A 19,384-nucleotide genomic window follows, 5' to 3' on the forward strand; every position below is an offset into this window, starting at 1 on the left:
AAATGAAACCTCAATCAGCGGAACTCTTTATTTACATGAAGGAATGGATCCCCTTGTAATAAGGGGGATCCGTTTCCACACTTTATAATTAATATTTACCGTAAAATGAATTAGCTTTCATTCGCCCATCATTTGTCATAATCATTTCTTCCAAAATCTTTTGCTTATCTCGAATATGCTGTGCTGCCTTAATAATGAATGGACTTACTTCTGCCGCAACTTGTGCGCGCGTTTCTTCATCCAATGTCATCATCCAGCGATTTAACATCGCACTCTTCTCAGCAAACTCTTCATCTGACACTTGCAATTCACCGATTTCATTAAAACAGCCGACAAATGCTCGATAAATATCATTGTTCATTTTCAAGCGCTCCGCGATAACCGTCTATTAAATCTTGTAACACTTTCACAATTGCATCAATGTCTTTTGCTTCACGTGTTACTTTCATCGTTTGAATTTGAACACTAATCCAATCATATAAACCATAAAGACTATCATATAAATCTTTCGTAATCTCAGGGTTTAATTGAAGCTTTAATTCTTCAAAAATACGTTCTAACTTCTCAAGAAGTGCATCTCCCTCTTGTAGTTTAAAAGTATGTAAAAGCTCTTCTAAATTACGAAACTCTACAATGCATCTTTCATAAATAAAAATTGTATTTTTAATCGGATTACTCGTCATAATATCATTTTGCATATAACGTTGCCATGCTTGCATACGATCACTTCCTCAACTTTCATTAATCATCACTTTTTTGTTTTGTCATTGCTTTAATTGTTTTTAATTGGCTATCTAGTGCCGCTAATGTACTTTCTAGCTTTTGATACTTCTTCACAATTTCATCTTGTTTTTGCAAGTTTTGTGCTTCAATATCTTTAATCTTTTTATCTAAATCACTTACACGTGAATCAATACTTTTTACTCGTTCTCCTACTACACCTTTATCACCAAATAATTTTTCAAGTGGTTCTTCCATCATTTTTCCTAATCCGTTAGAACTAAAGAAAAATTGTTTCGCTGCATCCGGCTTCTCTTTTAACGCTTTCGTTAATGCTTCATCATTAACTTCCATCGTTCCATCTTGCTTTAATTGAATACCAAATGAGAATAAGTAATTACCATCTTGAGAAAATGTTACGACGCTATTCATCGCTTGGCGTACACTTTGCATAATAGCTTGACCTTGGAACGCCCCGCCTTTACCAGCAAAGATATCTACTGTAGAAACAGCTTTATTATAATCCGCAACCATTTTTTTAATAACATTTGATGCGTCTGTTACGTTTGAGTCACTTACTGTAAACTTCAGCTCTATCCCTTTTGCTTGTGCCTCTGTTGTCTTTGGATCAACCTCTGTACTTTCTCCGTCCGGATTTTCTACTGGCTTTTCCTCTACTTTTTGCTCAGTTACTTTTAATAATTCAATTTTCACACCTGGAAGGGCTTCAACCGTATTGGTGGAGCTGCTACCTGTAATACCATTAATCGTATATTCAGCATTTTGCGCTTCATTGATTATATGGATCGCTGCACCCTTCTCATTAGCTAACCCTATATCTTGAAAAAATTTAGATGTGTTCCCCTCAAAATTAATTACTCCATCTTTTCCTTCTTTTTTTGAGGTCATAAAAATTTTATTTCCAAGTGTGTAAGCTGATACACCATAATCTCCATCATTAATTTTATTAATTAAATCCTTATATGTCATATCAGATGTTATTTTTAGTTCTTTATTACCTAGTTTTAATGTTTCATCTCTATTAAGCTTTGCATCTATATCTTTAATTTCATCAGAAGCTATTTGATGGCGCTGCGCAAGCTGTGTAATTTTCATATTAAAAGTTCCCGCAATAGCTCCACCATCAGCTTTGACATTAATATAACCGTCTTGTGATGTTGTTACCTTTTTCTCATTCCCTTTAAAAGCCGCTAAATTTTTAAATGTTTGCGTGAAAGAACTGAATTCCGATTTTAAACTTGTATATAAAAGTTTATCTTGTGAAAGGCTATTCTTTTCAGTTGTATACGGTGTTTTTCTCATATCTAACGCATTCATTTCTAATTCAACGAAGTTAGAAGTATCGATCATGTTATTTCCGAGATTCCAAATCTGTTGTCTACCGCCAATACCCGTTATCGTTCCTGCCATATTTCTCACTCCTTATTCTTTACATGTAGTCTAAAATACTCGTTTTACTCATCGTACTAACCGCTTTAAGCGTCGCTTCATACGTCGCATTTATGTAAGCTAACTCTGAAATGGCTGCTGCTAAATCAACATCTTCAATTTCTTTACGGTTTTCTTGAAGCGCTAAGTTTTGCTCACTTAAAATCGTCTTAAACGTATCTACAGTGTTCATTGTTGATCCTACTTCTGTTGTACGGTTAATAACACTGTCTAAGTTTTTCTTATTTTCTTCTAAAAACGGTTGTAACGCTTTTTGATCACCGCTTTGCAAAGCATCTTTCATTTTTACTAACGTTTGAATAACAGGAGTTAATAAATCTTCACCTTTACGAAATGCTTTAATTTCATAACCATCATTTAGCTTCCACATTACATCTTTTTCGCCACCTTGGTATGTCCCATCATCTGCAAACGGCGGTTTCTCTGCACTATCTCCACCAAAAAGGTAACGACCTTGTTCTTTCGTATTTGCTAAATAAACGACTTGTTTTAGAAGTTGATCCACTTCTGCTCCAATTGCTTTTAATTCTTTTTCACTATTCGTGCCATTTAACGCTTGTATCGTTAACTGATCCACCCTCGTTAAAGATTTCGCAATACCTTGCAATGTATTTTCTGTTTGACTTAGCATATTTCTAGAATCCGCTATATCTTTTTGCATTTGTTCAATATTCGCCAATGAATGTTGAATCGCAAATGATTTACTTGCCGCAAGCGGATCTTCACTCATAAGAAGATTTTTCTTCCCTGAAGTTACTTGATTTCGATGATATTGCTGTTGCACATTCAAATCCATTAACTGGTTCTTTGCCCAGTTTGCATTTTGAAATGTAGATACTCTCATTTCTATCTCCTCCTTTATCTATTTCAAATTAATTTGAAGAAGAAACCAAAATTATTTCCGGCTCTCCCCTTACCTAACTTATCCCTCTACCGCCTCATATCTCTGGTCTCACACCAATAGGCCCACTGTTAGGCACTGACCGCTTCTTCACTACGCTGACACTCTCTTCAATCACAGAAGAAAAGATCTTCGCTTTGTCACTTCATTCGCGATTCATGGCTGTTCCCTCTTCTAACTTATCCGGCAACTGCCCCATAGCTCTGGTCTCACACCAATTGGTCCACTGTTAGGCACTGACCGCTTCTTCACTACGCTGGCACTCTCTTCAATCAAAAAAGAAAAGGGTTTTGTTTTTATCTCTCATTATCTAATAATCGAAAACAGACTATCAAACACTTCATTCATCGTACTAATCGCTTTCGAGTTCGCCACAAAGTATTTTTGATAGGCCATTAAATTTACCATTTCCTCTTCCATATTAACGCCTTCGATACTCATTTTTTCTTGTTGAATACCATCCAATAAATCCCCATGAATACTTTGATAAGCATTCACTGCATTTTTATCAGAAGCTATTCCAACTATGAATTGGTCTAATGCCTGTTTATAAGAAAGTCCCTCTTTATAATCTCCATCTGTAATTCCTGCCAGTTTATTTGCTGTTTCAGCAGATATTTTCATTTTCGAAACATCTTGTGCAAATTCCGGATTTAATTTCATCTCTTGCGCATAATCTCCAACGAAGAAATCTTTTCCCATCACTGTATTCACTTGTTTTTTCACTGAGCTCATTAAATCTTCAAGATTTTTCTTATAACCTGCAATCTTCGCTTTCGTATCTATTGCAGATTGAATTGCACCACTAGTTAAAGGAATTTCCGAACCATAAATTTCAACAGACATTGGTTCTTTTTCTTTATTTAATTGAATTGAATATGCATCTTGTCCATTGACTGTTAAAACACCATTCATTCTAACACTTGCGATATTAGGATTCATAGATTCATAAGATACTTCTATATTTGCATACTTAGACATCTCTGTAACGATACGATCACGTTCGTCTAAAAGTTGATTTGGTACTTGTGTACCAGCTTGCCCGATTTTTTTATTTGCTTCTGCTAAACTAGCCGCGAGACGATTAAATTCATTAACATGCGCTTCAATATCTTCGGTCGTCTGAATTTCCGCTGTAGCTAAATTTTTTGCAAGACGATTTACCTGACTTGTGAATTTCCCCGTTTCAGCAATTAATGTATCATAGTAATTTGATTGGTCCGGATTTTTTGCAACTTCACGAAAAGCATTAAAGAAACCGTCCATTAAACTAGATAACGAATTCTTTCCAGTCGTACCTACCATAGACTCTACTCTTGATAAAGTAGAATTCATATATGCATAATAAGAGAACTGTGACAATTGATCATTATATTGCTTCGTTTTCACTTCATCCGTAATACGATCAACACCTAATACTTGTACACCGTAACCAATTCTTTGTGCTGGTATATGGCCATTACTCGCTCCAGCAGAGGTAATATTCACTGCTTGACGTACATACCCAGGAGTATGAATGTTAGATAAGTTTTGCTTTGTTGTTTGTAACCCCATTTGTGCCGCTAACATACCCGATAACGGGGTATTATAATCAGATAATCTCATAATGCTTCACTTCCCCTTTACAATAGTTCGTTCATAAAGATTTGCGAATTATTGTTTCGTTCTAAGTTATATTCAGAAACAGAATCCACAATACTTTCTGTAGTTTTTAATAGTACGTTTAAATAATATTGATTTTTCAAAAGAAGCATTTTTGCATTCTCTTCTAATTCCGCTAAGTTTTTTTGTAATTTTTCCATTTTTTCAATTTCTTCATGGGAAAAATACGAAAATAATGCACTTACGCGACATACTTCTACTCCCTGCTCTTTACAAAACTGAACAACCATCTCTTCAAATGAACTTGATAATTGCTTTAAACCATCAACGTACTGCAATTGTTCTACTTGTAACTTTTGAACTGCATTTATGTTTTTATTTTTTAAATTCTCATATATTTGTTCTCCAAGCGCTTGAATGTTTTCATATGCTTTTTGAATAATAACGAGCTTTTCATATAATTGTATATACATATAGCTTCCTTCCCTTTTACAAGACTAAATTCACAATTAAACCGTGGATTTCTCCAATTTGATTTAACATTTCTAAATGTCCCGTTTTTGTATTAATTAAATTCATAACATCTTCTAACTCATTCAATCCCATTTCTGCCTGCTTCACAATCGTCATTTTCTGAGAATATCCATAACGTGGATGACGAGACATGACATCTTTATATTGCAATACATTATCAACGTAAAAATTCAAAAATGATTTTACTGTATTTTTGTATTCCATTACATTATCGAGTGTTAATTCCATTTCAATTTTCTCTTTAATTTCTCCAATGTTATCAACAAACGCTTCCATTTGTTCTAACAATTTATCTTTTTTCGGATCTGCATGCAAATTATCCGAAAATGCAAGTCCTGTTCTGACATTTGCTTCTTTCGGCATTTGAGTAGCAGGCGGTATATGCGATAAAATTGGATTATGCGAGATAGAACGTAGCATATATATCACCTATTTATTTTTTTATTTCTTCCTAAAGTTAATCGTAAAATCTAATTATTTATAATTATACTCTGAACACTAATATTTTGCAGTTATTTTTTATAGAAGATATGTTACAATTTAGCATGAGGTGGCACAATTCTATGAATATTTTTCTTTGTGGTTCAAATCAATTAACAGCATTAGATCAAGAAGAAATAAAAAAATTTTTAACTGACTATGCTCACAAACATAAAATTTACATATTATGTTATAAATCTATTGAAAATGAGGTACTTCGTTTTTTCGTCGAAAACGAAAGACTCGCTCAAAATTTATGCTTTTATACGCTTCAACCGTTACAAGCAGTAACAGATGAATTTCAAGAAATCGTTGATTATTTAAAAAAACACGGAGCCGAGTATGTTGCTTTTGATCATCCTTCCGACTCTATTTACCGATCAGATTATATATTTTTTGTTAAACAAATTATTGAAGATACCGATTTAGTTCTCTGTTTTTATAACGGAGACAAACATACATCTGTCATTCCCATTGACATTGCAAAAGAAGTAGGGATTGATGCTGTTATTTATGATTTACCAGGTTTACATGAAAAACAAATGAAAAAAAGCTTTGAACAAAAAATTCGTATGATGTAAAGGGGGCGGCACAATATCGTTATTGTGCCCATTGTAAATATGATAATTGAACAAGATTACGATCATTTTATCACGAGTTTTAAACAACAATTCAATATGGATATCGCTTCGTATAAACAAGATAGGATGCGCCGTAGAATCGATGCTTTTATTTCAAGGAAAGGCTTTGAAAACTACACTATATTTTTAAGTACTTTACGTATTGATCAAAACTTATTTTTAAGTTTTATTGACTATATCACAATTAATGTTTCAGAGTTTTTTAGAAATAAAGAACGTTGGCAAACGTTAGAATCGAAAGCACTGCCAAAATTACTCGAACAAAATAACGGAAAATTAAAAGTATGGAGTGCCGCTTGCGCCGCTGGTGAAGAACCATATACACTCTCTTTAATTTTATCGAAACATCTCTCTCCATTTCGCTATGAAATACTAGCAACAGATCTTGATTTTCATATTTTAGAGAGTGCAAAACGCGGCCAATATACGGAACGTTCTTTAAAAGAATTACCTAGCGATTTGAAAGAACGTCATTTTACAAAAGAGGATGATATATATTCATTGCATCAAAATATTAAGCAACACGTCACATTTAAACAGCATGACCTACTCATGCAATCGTTCGATACAAATTACGATTTAATTGTTTGTCGTAATGTAATGATCTATTTCACAGAAGAAGCAAGAGTCAAGCTGTATGAAAAATTTAGCCGTTCTTTACGAAAAGGCGGTGTGCTATTTGTCGGTAGCACAGAGCAAATTTTAACACCTGAACGATTCAATCTTCAGCGTTTTGATACATTCTTTTATGAAAAAATATAGAAAAAAGCAGGATTATTGCACCCTGCTTTTTTTGTATTTATTTACTAAAATCATAACAAAGAATTGCGTGATTCCGTTCATTTTTTATATAACTCGAATTAAAATAATACAAGCAACCCATATAAAGAGAAAAAGAAACGTCATAGACCATTTATGTTCTTGCACCGTTTGTTTCAATGCCTGTGATAATTGTGTCATATTCATTTCTGCAAGTGCTCTCCATACACTTGCATCCCGCTCTTTAGCTGTGCGATTCGTGACGCTAATTAAAATGGTTTCGTTAGACAATTTCGTGATATACGCAGTAATAACCGTTACCATTAAATTTATATTTCCTTCTGACGAGTCACTCTCCACGCTAGAGAGGAGTGCACTTACATCTAATAACGGAATGTGTACCTTTTTACCAAATGATAGTTGTACTTCAGCGAAATCATACGTTCCATCTAATAAAGGCAGTTCTTTTATATGCGCCTGTTTCACAAGCCCTTGTAAGCTTCTCATTACTTGTTCAAATATTTTATCTGTTTGCTTTCCTTCTCCAGATAATGTATGTAACTTTTTAAAGAGTTGTAATACTGTATCCATCTCTTTAGAAAGCATTTCCTTCATAACCTTTCCATCACCTAAACTCGCAAGTAAAATCCCTATTTCGTTATTTTTCGAAATAATTTTAGACTGTCCAGTAAACACTAGATTGCTATACTTTCGTTCTTTCTGGATTTCATGTTCTGAAATAGCTGCAGGCTGTTTTAATGGTTGTAGCGTCTTATTTTCAATTGTCGTACGTTTAATTTCCATTTAAGCGCCTCCACTATGATGAAATTAATTAGCCCCATTCTTTATTGCTCTTTAAAACTAAAAATAGTACGAATAAACCTGACATAATAGCAAATACATTAGAAGCTTGTATTCCATGGTCACTTTTAGTTTCTTTCTTATCTTCTGGCTCTTCTTTTTTTTCTTTCTTTTTCAAAATGACTTGATTGTTATTATCTTTATCTTTTTGAGCCTTCGTATTATTTACTTCCTTGTTGTCTGTGAGAGGCTCTTTTATAACATAAGTAATTTTTTCTTTCTCTTTCAATGGTTCTTTTATAAAGTCGTTTACTTTCTCTTCTTTTTTCGGAATTTGAACAACTGGCTGTTTTTCTTCCTGAAGCGGGATTTCTACTTTTGTGTCTTCCTGCTTCTCAGTTTCTTTCTTATCTTCTAGTTTATTTTCTAATTTATCTTCTTTCTCTCGTTCTTCTGTCTTTTTATCCTCTTCTGTTTTTTGTTCCAAAACAGAAACGACATACTCACTTTCTTCAACGAGTTTATTTCCAGCCGCATCTACTACTTCTACAAGTAGTTCGTATGTCCCATTTGATAATGCATCCGTTATTTCAAATACTTTTTGCCATTCCATGTCGCGCTTATTGTAATCTAATAAAAATGTAATCTCTTTATTTTCTTTTCCTTTTAATGTAACACGAACTTCTTTCACAACCGATTCCACGTCTGCCGCCTTCACTCTTACACGTATAGAATCGCCTCGTTTTCGTTCGATTACATTCTCCTTCGCCTCGTCAATAGTGACTTTATGCAACTTCGGCATCTCTTTATCTATTGTTGGCGCTTCATTATTTATACGAATAAGTGGGACTTTCACTTCATTTTCTATAAGCTCTTCTTTCTCATTTTCTTTAAAACTTTGAATAAGCTGAAGGTTCCAATCACCTTGCAAATCAAAAATCCTGACCTTATAGTTAGCAATCCATCGCTTCGTCTCTTCTTCATAGTCAAAAGGTATCATTCTTTCTTGCTCATACAGATTACTTTTTTTGGGCAAACGCAACATACCTTTTATACTTTGAATATTTGTCTCTTTTGGCTCTACAATAATTCGCACTTCTTCGCCAACCTTTAATTCTCGCTTATTTATTGTAATAACCCCTTGATCCGTCTCTATCTTTTTTTCGGTTTCTTGTTCATTCTTTACTTCTTGTTGTTCCTCTTTATCTTGCTTTATTTCCACTTGTTCGGGCTGTTCTTGAACTTTCTTGTTCTCTTCTTGTACATTCACTTCATTTATATTTTGTTCTGGCACATTTTGCTCTTCCGCCTGACTTTGCAGTGGGAAGAGCAAGCACACATGTATGCATAGCCAGCAAATTAGAAAAAACTTTACGCTTTTCATCTACTATTTCAACGCCTTATAGTGATTTTGTCACTTTTACTCCGAAAAATCCATCTACATTTACAAGTTCACCATACGCCACCAATACATCATTTACATAAATTCGAATTGGTTCATCAATATCTTCATCTAATACAACAGCTTCATTTTCTTGTAAACTTAATATATCTTGAATCGTTTTCACTGTACTTCCAAATACAAATTTCACATTCATTTCTACATTTTGTAGAATAGATGTATCCATATACACTGGCTCAATTTGTTTCACTTCTTTAAATTCAATAGGTTGTACAACAGGTTCTACAACCTCTTCTTCCATTTCTTCCTCTGCAATCTCTTCTTCTGCTTCCACCATTGGATATAGCAGTCGTCTTACCATTTCTTTCGCTTCTGAAATCGGTAAAATTTGATACATTTTCGATTGAAGCAAGTCGCCAATTTCAAGGTTGAACGTAATTTGAACGAGTTCATCCACTTCCATTGACTCTCCCAAATATTCCATTTCTTCTTTTAACGTGACAAATTTGACGTCTGGCGGCGTCATGTCCATCTTCTCTTTAAACATTTCTGACATCGCTGTTGCCGCATGCCCCATCATTTGGTTCATGATTTCTTTAATACCGCTCAGCTCTAATTCACTAAGCTCTTTCTCTGGATCAATCTCCCCTGTTCCCATCATCATTAAATCTACCATTGTCAAAGCAACATCTTTCGTAAATACGAATACGTTCTCATTCTTTAAACCTTCAACAAAATCGACATTTAAAATCACAAAGGGAACCGGTACACCGTCATAATGACGCACATTAATCGCTTCTACATTGGGTGTACTAATCGTAACCGGCTGATTTAAAAGCGTTGATAATACCGTTGAGGCTGAACCGATGGAAATGTTGGCAATTTCCCCAAGTACATCTTTCTCCTCTTGCGTTAACTGCTCTTTTTCAACATGTTCTTCTACAATCTCAGCTTCCGCTACTTCTGCTGGCTCGTCTTGCTCTTCTACGCCACCAGATAATTGTAGTAATTTATTTATCATTTGTTTCGCATGTTCAACTGAAACAATTTGTACGAGTTTAGAGTTTACAAGATTATCTATTTTAAGGTCAAACGACACTTTCACAATCGTGTTATTTCCAGTTATTCCAGAGATTTTCTCCATCTCTTCTAATAACTTTACAACTTTAATTGTCGGCGGTGACATGTCTACTGTATCTTGGAAGAATTCCGACATAGATGTCGCTGCGAATCCCATCATCTGGTTCATCGCTTCTTGTACAGCACTTAACTCTAATTCGCCAAGTTCTTTCCCCTCTTCCACTTCCCCTGTTCCCATCATCATTAAATCAGCAATAGATAAAGCAACATCTTGCTGAAGGACAAGTAGATTTTCCATATCTAATCCTTTTGTAAAATGAATGTTTAATACAACATGAGGAACCTCAACATCACTTGTATCGTATAAATCTACTAACTCTACATGAGGAGCAGTTATACTTACTTGCCTATTTAAAATTGTTGATAATACTGTCGAAGCAGAGCCAAATGATATATTTGCAATTTCGCCAAGAATATCACATTCTTGAGGCGTTAAAAGCTCCTTTTCTTTTTCTAGCACAATTGTGCTCGTATCCCCTTTTGTGTGTTGCTCAGGCATTTTCCCTGCCTCCTCATTTTTGTTTTTCTATTAAATGAATACACTCATTACATTTTAACAAATTTATTACGTAAATCGTGAACATGTATTTATTTCCTGTTATATATATTAGTATGTAATTAACCAAAAAGCTCCCCAATTGTATACAAGTGGGGAGCTTTCCTTCATTCCTATTATAAACCTTCTGGGTTTAAAATGAGGACCACTCGTCCATCGCCGAGAATCGTCGCGCCAGAGAAATAGTTCGAACTTTCTGCAAAGAAATCGCCTAATGACTTTAAGACAATTTCTCTTTGGCCGATAATTGTGTTTACAATAAGTCCATAGCTACGATGTGTATTACGAACAATTAACACAGGAACCATTTGACTTTCATATGATTCAAATGCCTCATCTACTGTTTTTTCACCAAATACAGTACTTAAATGCTTCACTTCAATAATTTGATCACGATAGTTTAACACATCTTTTCCTTGTATGGATTGGATGTCTTCTCTCTTAATTCGAATTGCTTCAACAATATTACCAAGAGGTAAAGCATAACGTTTATCATTCGTTTGAACAAGCATAGATTGAATAATGGACAACGTTAATGGAAGTTCAATTCTAAATGTACTTCCCTTTCCTTCTTCTGAATCAATAATTAAATGTCCACCTAAACTATGGATTGTATGTTTTACAACATCTAATCCAACCCCGCGCCCTGAAAGATCCGATACTACTTCTGCTGTACTAAATCCTGGTTGGAAAATGAGATCAAACACTTCACGATCCGTTAATTTATTTGCCTCAGATTCTGTTACAACACCATTTTTAATCGCTTTTTCTAATACTTTCCCTTTATGAATTCCATTTCCATCATCCGTAATTTGAATTACGACATGATTTCCACTATGGAACGCTTCTAATTTAATTGTACCCGTCTCATTTTTCCCTGCATCACGACGTTTTTCAACAGTCTCAATACCATGATCAATTGCATTACGAATTAAATGAACGAGTGGATCACCGATTTCATCAATAACAATTTTATCAACTTCTGTATCTTCACCCGTAATTTGTAAATCGATTTTCTTCCCTAAATCTTTCGCTAACATACGCACCATACGCGGGAAACGATTAAAGACTGTTTCAATCGGCACCATACGCATGTTTAGAAGTACATTTTGAATATCTTTTGAAATATCGCCTAATCGATTTAAATGCTCAATTAATTCTTTGTTTTGAATTGCTTGTGCCAATTCATCTATGCGACCACGCTCAATTACACTCTCTTCAAACATATTCATTAATCGTTCAATTTTCTCTAGCTGCACACGAATGGAACGATTCTCACCTTTAGCATTTTTCGTTTTTGCAGTGCTTTTAGTTGGCGTAGCACTTGCAGGTTGCTTCGCTGTCTCAATAGGTGCTTCCACCTGCGCAACTACAGACGGCTGTATCATTTCTTCTACTCGCGTAGTTTCTTGCGTAGCAACCATCGAATCTACTTCCTGTAATGATTCTCCTTGTTTCACTACTACTTTCTCAATTTCAGAAACGTGAAGCACTACCTGTTTCACTTCTTCTTCACTACGATCCGTATTCATAAATACTGTAAACTCAAAACCGAAAGCATCCGCTTCGATTTCTTCAATACTAGGAACCGTTTTTTGTATATCGCCTATATTTTGCAGTGCTTCAATACACATAATGGCACGTACTGCTTTTAAAATAGCTTGCTGTTCAACGGTTATATGCACTTCATGCGAAACTGCATTATCATTGTTTATAGACTCTTGCTCTACATGTTCCATAGAAGTTTCTACATTTCCGTTCAATAACGCTTCTAATTTTTGTTTCGTTGCGACTATATCAATATTACCCATTCCGCCTTGCTGCACATCTGCAACCATTTTCTCTAAATTATCAATGCATTCAAAAATCACATCAATAATATCCGCATGTACTACTATATTTCCATGACGAATTTCATCTAAAACGTTTTCCATTTTATGCGTTAAATCCGCCATTTCCGTAAATTCCATACTCGCAGACATACCTTTGAACGTATGAGCTGAGCGGAATATTTCTCCCACTACATCCATATCTGTAGGATTCTGCTCTAAAATTAGCACATTTTCATTTAGCGACTGTAAATGTTCTTCCGACTCTTCAAAAAATATATTTAATAGATCTGTTTGCATTTTCATCCCCTACCTGTCTAACAAACATTTCATTTATGTATAACAATTTAGTGTTTTAAAATAAGAAAAAAGGGGCCACACATCTATCCGTTATCACTGTTTTGATTCCTTGTGGCACCCCTTTTATATTAGCTATTTGCTACTTTTGTTAAAGCTTCGATTACGCGATCTGCTTGGAATGGCTTTACAATAAAGTCTTTTGCCCCGCCCTTAATTGCATCTAATACCATACCTTGTTGTCCCATTGCTGAACAAATAACAACCTTTGCACTTGAATCAATTTTCATAATTTCTTTTAATGCTTCAAGTCCGTCCATTTCTGGCATAGTAATATCTAATGTTACAATATCAGGTTGAAGTTCTTTATATTTTTGAATTGCCTCCACTCCATTTTCCGCTTCTCCGATTACTTCAAATTCAGAATTACTCTTTAATAAGTTTTTAATCATTGTTCGCATGAACATCGCATCATCTACAACTAAAATTTTATGTGCCATTCTTTTTGATTCTCTCCTTCTATGTATAAATATATCTTAATATTTCACCTTATCATTCTCACTCATTATACAAAATAAAACGAGAAAATTTAATATTTTTTTAAAAGAATTTCTTCATTTTAGTATTTTATTACTAAAATACTAAAATACTATTCTTTAATGTAAATGACAACGCGACGGTTTTTCTCCCAATTTTGCGGTGAATCATTCGGTACAACTGGCTTTGTGTCTGCATATCCTACCGCAGCTAACCTTTTATCCTCCACATTATACACTTCAATTAAATGGTGGATCATATTAGCTGCTCGTGCTGAAGATAATTCCCAATTAGAAGGGAACTTTTCATTATGGATCGGTCTACTGTCTGTATGTCCTTCTACAACAATGGGATTTGGTACCGATTGGAAAAACCCAACTAATTGACTTATTATCTCTTTCGCTTCTGGTTTAACGTTCGCGTCACCCGTATCAAATATTAAATTATCTACTATAACAACGCTTACTCCCGTATCCTCTCGATATACATTCACTTGACTAATACCGTTATTATCTACATATGCTTTTAACTTCTTATATAATTCATCCATTCTTTTTTTCGAAATCATTTTTTCATCATTTTTTTCATGCGAAATATCTGGTATAGTATTTTCCATTACTTTTGCATCAACTTGCTCCGTATCACTAAACTTTTCAAGCATCTTTGACAATTTTACTGCATCCTGCTTTGAAGTAGCAACTAGTAACACAAAGAAAGTTAATAATAACATCGTTAAATCTGTAAAAGTCGTCATCCAACGAGGCGATCCCTTTTGCGGTCGTTTTATCATCACCATACCACTCCTTGCAATATTAGGCTGCTCGTTTTACTTTTTTTATCTTTGTTTCGTATACATACGTATCAAGTTTTAACTTTAATTTAGACGGAATTTGTCCACGATACAATTCTGAAATTGCTTCAATAACAAACTTCTTCTCTGTATATAAATCCTCAATCCCTCTATACACTTTTTCAGCAAGTGGGATTGCAATCATATTTGCAAGTACGGATCCATACAATGTCGTTAACATCGCAACTGCCATCCCGGTACCAATTTGCGATGTGTCTTGCAAGTTTTGAAGCATAATGATAAGACCAATTAAAGTCCCTATCATACCCCAAGCAGGAGCGAAATCACCAATTTTATCTAATAACGCCGCTCCTTTTCTTAACTCATACACTTCCGTTTCAACATCTTTCATTAACACTTCTTTTAATTCATCTTCATCGTAACCACTTAACATTAATCGAATTCCTTTTTGAATAAAAGGATTGTCCACCTGCTCTCCATCAACTTCTAAAGAAAGCAGGCCGTGTTTTTTAGATTTTTTTGAAAAATCAACAAACAAATCCGTTAACTGTTCTAAATCTTCTTCTCTTCTATGTAAAACAGTAAAAATACTTTTCGTATATTTTTTTATTTCTCCAAATCGATATGCCACAACAATTGTCGCTGTAGTTCCCCCTATGACAATTAAAATAGATGAAACATCTAAAAAGTTTTTAAAACCTTTTATTCCGCCTCCGCCAAGCATAATTGCCGCTATCACTATGGCAAAACCTACTATAATGCCAAATGGGCTAGAAATGTCAAACTTCCTTTTTCTTCTTTCTGGTCTAGCAAATCCTTGATTTTCGTCTCCCATATTCCTGCCCTTTCCTTTTCATTTTTATAAAACATTTTTTTATTTTAATAATACGTTTTCACATATAATGTTTATTATACGCTTATCATCTATTTATCGCAATATACTCATAAAATTGACACATTTCATTTCCATATTAGAATTATGGTATAGAAGTATGAGGAGGATCACGATGGAACATAACATTTTACAAGTCATTGCACTAGCAGAAAAACTAAAATATGAAATGCGACATAGCTGGCTTTCTAACGGACGTCAAGAAAGTGTTGCTGAACATACGTGGCGCATGTCTCTAATGGCCATTTTAGTTGAACCTTATTTAGATCAAAAAGTAAATATTGAAAAATTACTTAAAATGGTTATTATTCACGATCTAGTCGAAGCAGAAGCTGGTGATATTCCTGCTTTTGATACAATGAATAGTCATGAATTACAATTACAAAAACAAATAAATGAACAAGAAGCAATTTCAAATATTAAACGAACATTAAAAGGTTCTCTCGGCGAGGAATTATATGATTTATGGATGGAGTTTGAAGCGAAAGAAACGTACGAAGCAAAAGTTGCTAACGCACTCGATAAGCTTGAGGTAAAAATTCAGCATAACGAAGCTGATATTGATACGTGGCTGCCAATTGAGCATAAAATGACATTCCAAGTAGCAAAGCATACAAACTTTGATTCTTTCCTATCTAAATTACAAAAAATCATTGAGCAAGATGGTGAAAAAAAATTATTAGCTGCCGGCATTGACGTTGAAGCCTGCAAGCAATAATGAAATAAGACACTCAGTACGAGTGTCTTATTTCATTATTGTTGATACAGCCTGCTTGTAAATAAGTTGTTGTTTTCCATCAACTAACATTAAAACGGTAAATTTGTCTATTGCAACAACTTCTCCTACTATTCTAACGCCACTCTTTAAAAAAATTGTAACAATACCTTTTTCTTCTTTTATTTGTTTATATAGCTCTTCTTGTAAATGTTCCAAATATATCTCTCTCCTCTTTGTTGAATATCTTAATATAAAAAACTACAAATTATTTATTTATGTACTTTATCTTTCACATTCATAAACTTATTAATAAGTATATCTAAATCTCGGCTAAATAACAAAACTTTATCATGATCCAATCCATGTCTAGCAACAAGTTGAATTAGCTCTTTCTTTTTGTTTTCTATTTTATTTTTTAATTGTCCCATCTCCATCTCTTCACTAAAACTCCTTTTTCCCATAATATTACTTGTAAAATTATAGTACAAATTCTCTCATAAAAAAATATAAAAATGGTTTTTTTTACAATTTATATATTTTTTTATGAACAAATCGCAAAATATATAACGATTCATCCCTATATCCGTAGCTCTATATACAATTAGAATGACCATACAGGCGTTTGTCTAATTACAAAAGAGACTGGCTCCTTTTCTATACAAAAAACATACTGTATATAGTAGTCCATGAATTATATAGATTAACTTACTCAAAAGGAGGAACACATATGAGTTATGGTGGAAGTTGCGCTGGTTTCGGCGGTGGATTTGCTTTGCTTATCGTACTATTCATCCTTCTAATCATCATCGGATGTAGCTGTTGGGGTGGCGGCGGATACGGATACTAATATATATCCTATCCTTAACAAATGAACGAAAAACTATAAGAAAACAGCTCATATTTGAGCTGTTTTTTCATACTTTCGTATGAAGTGATGTCCCTCCTTTTTCTGATTTCAACTCATAAAAAAACGTTTACTATGAAATAAGAAATATTTTTACTTAGGAGGATTACAATGATTAAAGGTCTTTACGAAGCACATTTACCCGTCCGTAGCTTAGAAGTGTCTATACCTTTTTACGAATCGCTAGGACTAAAATTATATAAAAGAGGAGACGATATTGCTTTCTTTTGGATTAAAGAAAATGAAAGTTGGCTCGGTCTTTGGGAAGGTACAGAATACAAAGTGAATTATCATTCCTCTTTACGACACATCGCCTTTCAAGTAAGCTTACATGATTTAGAACATGCGATACATTGGCTAAACCAAAAAGGCATTTCAGCACGAAAAGACTTTGGAATGGAGCCAATTGAACCGATTGTTTTTCCAAAATTAGCACATGCCGCCGTATACTTTAACGATCCTGACGGGAATAGTTTAGAATTGATTGCACAATTACCTGTTGGACTTCCTACAGAGGAGAAAGTGTATTTAAGTGAGTGGAAAAAACAAGTTCAAGCATCATCATTACATAAGGATTGAGCTTTTTATGTCAGTTTCTTATTCCGCACTTCTTAAAACAAATAAAAACTTCAACAAACTATTTTACGGACAAACATTAAGTGTACTTGGAGATTGGTTTCATACAGTAGCTTTATTAACATTCGTCTATAGCATAACAGAATCTCCGTTTATGATTGCACTTACTTTTATAAGTAAAGGTTTACCACAACTACTTCTTAGCCCTTTCATAGGCGGAGTGGTAGATCGTTTTTCTAAAAAGAATATTATGATTTTCACCGATATTACACGGGGAATTCTAGTCCTTACATACATACTCGCAAGCTATAAAATTGAAATTATTTTCATCGCTAATATATGTTTATCTGTACTTTCTTGCTTATTTGAGCCAGCTAAACAAGCAACCTTAAAAAACATCGTACACGAAAATCATTTCGTAACTGCTAACTCTCTTTCTAGTACAATGAATGGTTTTATGTCTATTATGGGTGCTTCTTTAGGCGGTATAATTGCACAATCTTTACATATTGAGTTCGCTTTTTTAGTAAATAGCCTATCATACTTTATTTCAGCCTATTTTATTTATAGTATGTGTATCCCTTCTCATAATACTTGTAACAAGAAAAAAGCATTTTTGACTGATATAAAAGATGGTTATACATATATATCGCAAACAAAAATCATTTTAACATTAATTGTTGTCGGCATTTCATGGGGGCTTATTGGCGGCGCTTATCAGCTACTTCTAACAATCTATGCCGAAAAAATTTTCCACACGAACATTGGGATTTTATATACGGTTCAAGGGGCTGGGCTTATGATAGGAAGCTTTCTCGTTAATCTTTATATATCCCATAATAAAGAAAAAATGAAAAAAGCATTTGGCTGGGCCTACTTCCTACAAGGCATTTTCTTTCTTGGATTCATTCTATCCGATCAACTTATTTTCGGTATCATTACATTACTATGTATGCGCATAGCAGGAGGAATCATCGTTCCACTTGATACGACATTACTTCAAACTTACACGCGGGAAAATATGATTGGTAAAGTTTTCTCCTTTCATTACTCTATTTATGGCTCACTTATACAGTTATCTATGCTCATGACAGGATGGTTATTAGAAATTCTTTCTCCTCAAATGATTGGTAGTTTATTAGCTACATGCTGTATATTTGTAAGTTTTATATGGCTTTATCTGTTTTATCGCGGGAAACTTAATGAAGAATCTACTATTGCTTAATAGCATGTTTATGTACATGCTATTTTTATTTATGTCGAAATATAAAGGAAAAAGACGATTTATTTTCCTTACGTTCTAATTTTTTAGAATGTACAATAAATTTAGATTATAAGAAAGGGGATATCATCATGTTTGACGATAGACTTACTATTTCAGCTGAACAGCAGAAGCTCATTTCCAACGCAACTCGTATTCAAATTCTTCACCTTTTAAAAGACGAAGCACTCACTGCAAAACAAGTAGCTACTAAACTAAACAAATCTAATGGTAGCGTACATTATCACGTTCAAATTTTATATGATGGAGGGTTACTTGAATTAGTAGACACGAAGGAAAAACGAGGGATTATTGAAAAATATTACAAGGCAAAATCCGCTCATTTCTATATTGAAGAAAGCGGCACAGAGGGAACGAATACAGATAGTCATATTGTTTCTCATTTATTTTTAACTCCAGAGGAATTACAACAGCTTACTTGGGAGGTTACACAAGTTTTATTACGCTGGGAAAACAAAACCGCTCGTCAATCAAACTCTGAAGAGGAATACGCTATTTCCTGCAGGATAAAAAAACAATGAAAGAAAGGTCC

At 34.1% G+C, this 19,384-nt stretch carries 23 protein-coding genes; 7 read left to right on the forward strand and 16 right to left on the reverse strand.

What is annotated here, in order from left to right; genetic code table 11:
- Positions 1–88: 88 nt before the first annotated feature.
- The 7 genes from RCJ96_RS06635 to RCJ96_RS06665 form a co-directional block, all read right to left on the reverse strand.
- Entirely contained in the window at positions 89–361 is a 273-nt protein-coding gene (locus tag RCJ96_RS06635) for a hypothetical protein (protein ID WP_001058066.1), read from the reverse strand.
- Complete coding sequence (locus RCJ96_RS06640; protein ID WP_001149522.1) at positions 351–719, reverse strand: flagellar export chaperone FliS; 369 nt, start codon at positions 717–719, stop codon at positions 351–353. Before RCJ96_RS06640 ends, RCJ96_RS06635 begins: the two co-directional genes overlap by 11 nt.
- Positions 720–741: 22 nt before the next feature.
- On the reverse strand, positions 742–2,151 hold the full coding sequence (locus RCJ96_RS06645; protein WP_229142962.1) for a flagellar hook-associated protein 2: 1,410 nt from the start codon (positions 2,149–2,151) through the stop codon (positions 742–744).
- Positions 2,152–2,170: 19 nt separating this feature from the next.
- Positions 2,171–3,034: a flagellar hook-associated protein 3 gene (locus RCJ96_RS06650; RefSeq protein WP_270794623.1), complete on the reverse strand. Its 864-nt coding sequence runs from the start codon at positions 3,032–3,034 to the stop codon at positions 2,171–2,173.
- Between the two features lie 363 nt (positions 3,035–3,397).
- Positions 3,398–4,696, reverse strand: coding sequence for a flagellar hook-associated protein FlgK (gene flgK, locus RCJ96_RS06655; RefSeq protein WP_242303558.1), 1,299 nt, complete (start codon positions 4,694–4,696; stop codon positions 3,398–3,400).
- Between the two features lie 17 nt (positions 4,697–4,713).
- The gene (locus RCJ96_RS06660; RefSeq protein ID WP_074610747.1) at positions 4,714–5,166 is read right to left on the reverse strand and encodes a hypothetical protein; all 453 of its coding nucleotides are present in this window, start codon (positions 5,164–5,166) and stop codon (positions 4,714–4,716) included.
- A 16-nt stretch (positions 5,167–5,182) separates the two neighbouring features.
- A complete protein-coding gene (locus tag RCJ96_RS06665; RefSeq protein WP_000946323.1) occupies positions 5,183–5,647 on the reverse strand; it encodes a YaaR family protein in 465 nt (154 codons plus the stop codon).
- Positions 5,648–5,790: 143 nt separating this feature from the next.
- Here RCJ96_RS06665 and RCJ96_RS06670 point away from each other — a divergent pair, with 143 nt between their 5' ends.
- Both RCJ96_RS06670 and RCJ96_RS06675 read left to right on the forward strand, forming a co-directional pair.
- Positions 5,791–6,288: a flagellar motor switch protein FliG gene (locus RCJ96_RS06670; protein ID WP_074610148.1), complete on the forward strand. Its 498-nt coding sequence runs from the start codon at positions 5,791–5,793 to the stop codon at positions 6,286–6,288.
- 39 nt (positions 6,289–6,327) lie between these two features.
- Positions 6,328–7,110, forward strand: a complete 783-nt coding sequence (locus RCJ96_RS06675) for a CheR family methyltransferase (protein WP_139302896.1) — start codon at positions 6,328–6,330, stop codon at positions 7,108–7,110.
- A gap of 84 nt (positions 7,111–7,194) precedes the next feature.
- Here RCJ96_RS06675 and RCJ96_RS06680 read toward each other — a convergent pair whose 3' ends face one another.
- From RCJ96_RS06680 to RCJ96_RS06710, 7 genes are all read right to left on the reverse strand, one after another.
- Positions 7,195–7,911 (reverse strand): hypothetical protein, encoded by a 717-nt coding sequence (locus RCJ96_RS06680; protein ID WP_416504173.1) that lies wholly within the window; start codon positions 7,909–7,911, stop codon positions 7,195–7,197.
- A gap of 28 nt (positions 7,912–7,939) precedes the next feature.
- Positions 7,940–9,292 (reverse strand): transglycosylase, encoded by a 1,353-nt coding sequence (locus RCJ96_RS06685; protein ID WP_446699746.1) that lies wholly within the window; start codon positions 9,290–9,292, stop codon positions 7,940–7,942.
- A 16-nt stretch (positions 9,293–9,308) separates the two neighbouring features.
- Entirely contained in the window at positions 9,309–10,949 is a 1,641-nt protein-coding gene (locus RCJ96_RS06690) for a flagellar motor switch protein (protein WP_001114993.1), read from the reverse strand.
- Positions 10,950–11,122: 173 nt separating this feature from the next.
- Positions 11,123–13,135, reverse strand: coding sequence for a chemotaxis protein CheA (locus RCJ96_RS06695; RefSeq protein ID WP_270794616.1), 2,013 nt, complete (start codon positions 13,133–13,135; stop codon positions 11,123–11,125).
- A gap of 128 nt (positions 13,136–13,263) precedes the next feature.
- Positions 13,264–13,632, reverse strand: coding sequence for a response regulator (locus RCJ96_RS06700; RefSeq protein WP_000940577.1), 369 nt, complete (start codon positions 13,630–13,632; stop codon positions 13,264–13,266).
- Between the two features lie 149 nt (positions 13,633–13,781).
- Positions 13,782–14,459 (reverse strand): OmpA family protein, encoded by a 678-nt coding sequence (locus RCJ96_RS06705; protein ID WP_074610136.1) that lies wholly within the window; start codon positions 14,457–14,459, stop codon positions 13,782–13,784.
- Between the two features lie 22 nt (positions 14,460–14,481).
- Positions 14,482–15,315: a flagellar motor protein MotP gene (locus tag RCJ96_RS06710; protein WP_074610134.1), complete on the reverse strand. Its 834-nt coding sequence runs from the start codon at positions 15,313–15,315 to the stop codon at positions 14,482–14,484.
- Between the two features lie 172 nt (positions 15,316–15,487).
- On the opposite strand from RCJ96_RS06710, the gene RCJ96_RS06715 reads away from it, so the two are divergent.
- On the forward strand, positions 15,488–16,090 hold the full coding sequence (locus tag RCJ96_RS06715; RefSeq protein WP_000400760.1) for an HD domain-containing protein: 603 nt from the start codon (positions 15,488–15,490) through the stop codon (positions 16,088–16,090).
- Positions 16,091–16,117: 27 nt separating this feature from the next.
- On the opposite strand, the gene hfq is transcribed toward RCJ96_RS06715, so the two are convergent.
- Together hfq and RCJ96_RS06725 are read right to left on the reverse strand one after the other, a co-directional pair.
- Positions 16,118–16,306 (reverse strand): RNA chaperone Hfq, encoded by a 189-nt coding sequence (gene hfq / locus RCJ96_RS06720; protein WP_000400661.1) that lies wholly within the window; start codon positions 16,304–16,306, stop codon positions 16,118–16,120.
- A gap of 53 nt (positions 16,307–16,359) precedes the next feature.
- Positions 16,360–16,578 (reverse strand): aspartyl-phosphate phosphatase Spo0E family protein, encoded by a 219-nt coding sequence (locus RCJ96_RS06725; RefSeq protein ID WP_446699747.1) that lies wholly within the window; start codon positions 16,576–16,578, stop codon positions 16,360–16,362.
- 239 nt (positions 16,579–16,817) lie between these two features.
- Between RCJ96_RS06725 and RCJ96_RS06730 the strand changes: the two genes are divergently transcribed.
- The 4 genes from RCJ96_RS06730 to RCJ96_RS06745 all read left to right on the forward strand — a co-directional run bounded on the left by RCJ96_RS06730 (position 16,818) and on the right by RCJ96_RS06745 (position 19,373).
- Positions 16,818–16,937: a YjcZ family sporulation protein gene (locus tag RCJ96_RS06730; protein ID WP_000120179.1), complete on the forward strand. Its 120-nt coding sequence runs from the start codon at positions 16,818–16,820 to the stop codon at positions 16,935–16,937.
- A 168-nt stretch (positions 16,938–17,105) separates the two neighbouring features.
- A complete protein-coding gene (locus RCJ96_RS06735) occupies positions 17,106–17,573 on the forward strand; it encodes a VOC family protein (RefSeq protein ID WP_270794613.1) in 468 nt (155 codons plus the stop codon).
- Positions 17,574–17,580: 7 nt separating this feature from the next.
- Complete coding sequence (locus tag RCJ96_RS06740; protein WP_416504175.1) at positions 17,581–18,795, forward strand: MFS transporter; 1,215 nt, start codon at positions 17,581–17,583, stop codon at positions 18,793–18,795.
- A gap of 128 nt (positions 18,796–18,923) precedes the next feature.
- The gene (locus RCJ96_RS06745) at positions 18,924–19,373 is read left to right on the forward strand and encodes an ArsR/SmtB family transcription factor (RefSeq protein ID WP_416504176.1); all 450 of its coding nucleotides are present in this window, start codon (positions 18,924–18,926) and stop codon (positions 19,371–19,373) included.
- Positions 19,374–19,384 lie beyond the last annotated feature (11 nt).

It is taken from the genome of Bacillus sp. BSL6 (assembly GCF_052928345.1).

Coding starts and splice junctions, on each gene's coding strand:
- RCJ96_RS06665 (WP_000946323.1), bottom strand. CDS start 5,647: ATGCTACGTTCTATCTCGCATAATCCAATTTTATCGCATATACCGCCT.
- flgK (WP_242303558.1), bottom strand. CDS start 4,696: ATGAGATTATCTGATTATAATACCCCGTTATCGGGTATGTTAGCGGCA.
- RCJ96_RS06715 (WP_000400760.1), top strand. CDS start 15,488: ATGGAACATAACATTTTACAAGTCATTGCACTAGCAGAAAAACTAAAA.
- RCJ96_RS06735 (WP_270794613.1), top strand. CDS start 17,106: ATGATTAAAGGTCTTTACGAAGCACATTTACCCGTCCGTAGCTTAGAA.
- RCJ96_RS06660 (WP_074610747.1), bottom strand. CDS start 5,166: ATGTATATACAATTATATGAAAAGCTCGTTATTATTCAAAAAGCATAT.
- RCJ96_RS06745 (WP_416504176.1), top strand. CDS start 18,924: ATGTTTGACGATAGACTTACTATTTCAGCTGAACAGCAGAAGCTCATT.
- RCJ96_RS06695 (WP_270794616.1), bottom strand. CDS start 13,135: ATGCAAACAGATCTATTAAATATATTTTTTGAAGAGTCGGAAGAACAT.
- RCJ96_RS06640 (WP_001149522.1), bottom strand. CDS start 719: ATGCAAGCATGGCAACGTTATATGCAAAATGATATTATGACGAGTAAT.
- RCJ96_RS06635 (WP_001058066.1), bottom strand. CDS start 361: ATGAACAATGATATTTATCGAGCATTTGTCGGCTGTTTTAATGAAATC.
- RCJ96_RS06670 (WP_074610148.1), top strand. CDS start 5,791: ATGAATATTTTTCTTTGTGGTTCAAATCAATTAACAGCATTAGATCAA.
- RCJ96_RS06740 (WP_416504175.1), top strand. CDS start 17,581: ATGTCAGTTTCTTATTCCGCACTTCTTAAAACAAATAAAAACTTCAAC.
- RCJ96_RS06650 (WP_270794623.1), bottom strand. CDS start 3,034: ATGAGAGTATCTACATTTCAAAATGCAAACTGGGCAAAGAACCAGTTA.
- RCJ96_RS06700 (WP_000940577.1), bottom strand. CDS start 13,632: ATGGCACATAAAATTTTAGTTGTAGATGATGCGATGTTCATGCGAACA.
- RCJ96_RS06675 (WP_139302896.1), top strand. CDS start 6,328: ATGATAATTGAACAAGATTACGATCATTTTATCACGAGTTTTAAACAA.
- RCJ96_RS06730 (WP_000120179.1), top strand. CDS start 16,818: ATGAGTTATGGTGGAAGTTGCGCTGGTTTCGGCGGTGGATTTGCTTTG.
- RCJ96_RS06690 (WP_001114993.1), bottom strand. CDS start 10,949: ATGCCTGAGCAACACACAAAAGGGGATACGAGCACAATTGTGCTAGAA.
- RCJ96_RS06680 (WP_416504173.1), bottom strand. CDS start 7,911: ATGGAAATTAAACGTACGACAATTGAAAATAAGACGCTACAACCATTA.
- RCJ96_RS06685 (WP_446699746.1), bottom strand. CDS start 9,292: ATGAAAAGCGTAAAGTTTTTTCTAATTTGCTGGCTATGCATACATGTG.
- RCJ96_RS06645 (WP_229142962.1), bottom strand. CDS start 2,151: ATGGCAGGAACGATAACGGGTATTGGCGGTAGACAACAGATTTGGAAT.
- RCJ96_RS06710 (WP_074610134.1), bottom strand. CDS start 15,315: ATGGGAGACGAAAATCAAGGATTTGCTAGACCAGAAAGAAGAAAAAGG.
- RCJ96_RS06705 (WP_074610136.1), bottom strand. CDS start 14,459: ATGATAAAACGACCGCAAAAGGGATCGCCTCGTTGGATGACGACTTTT.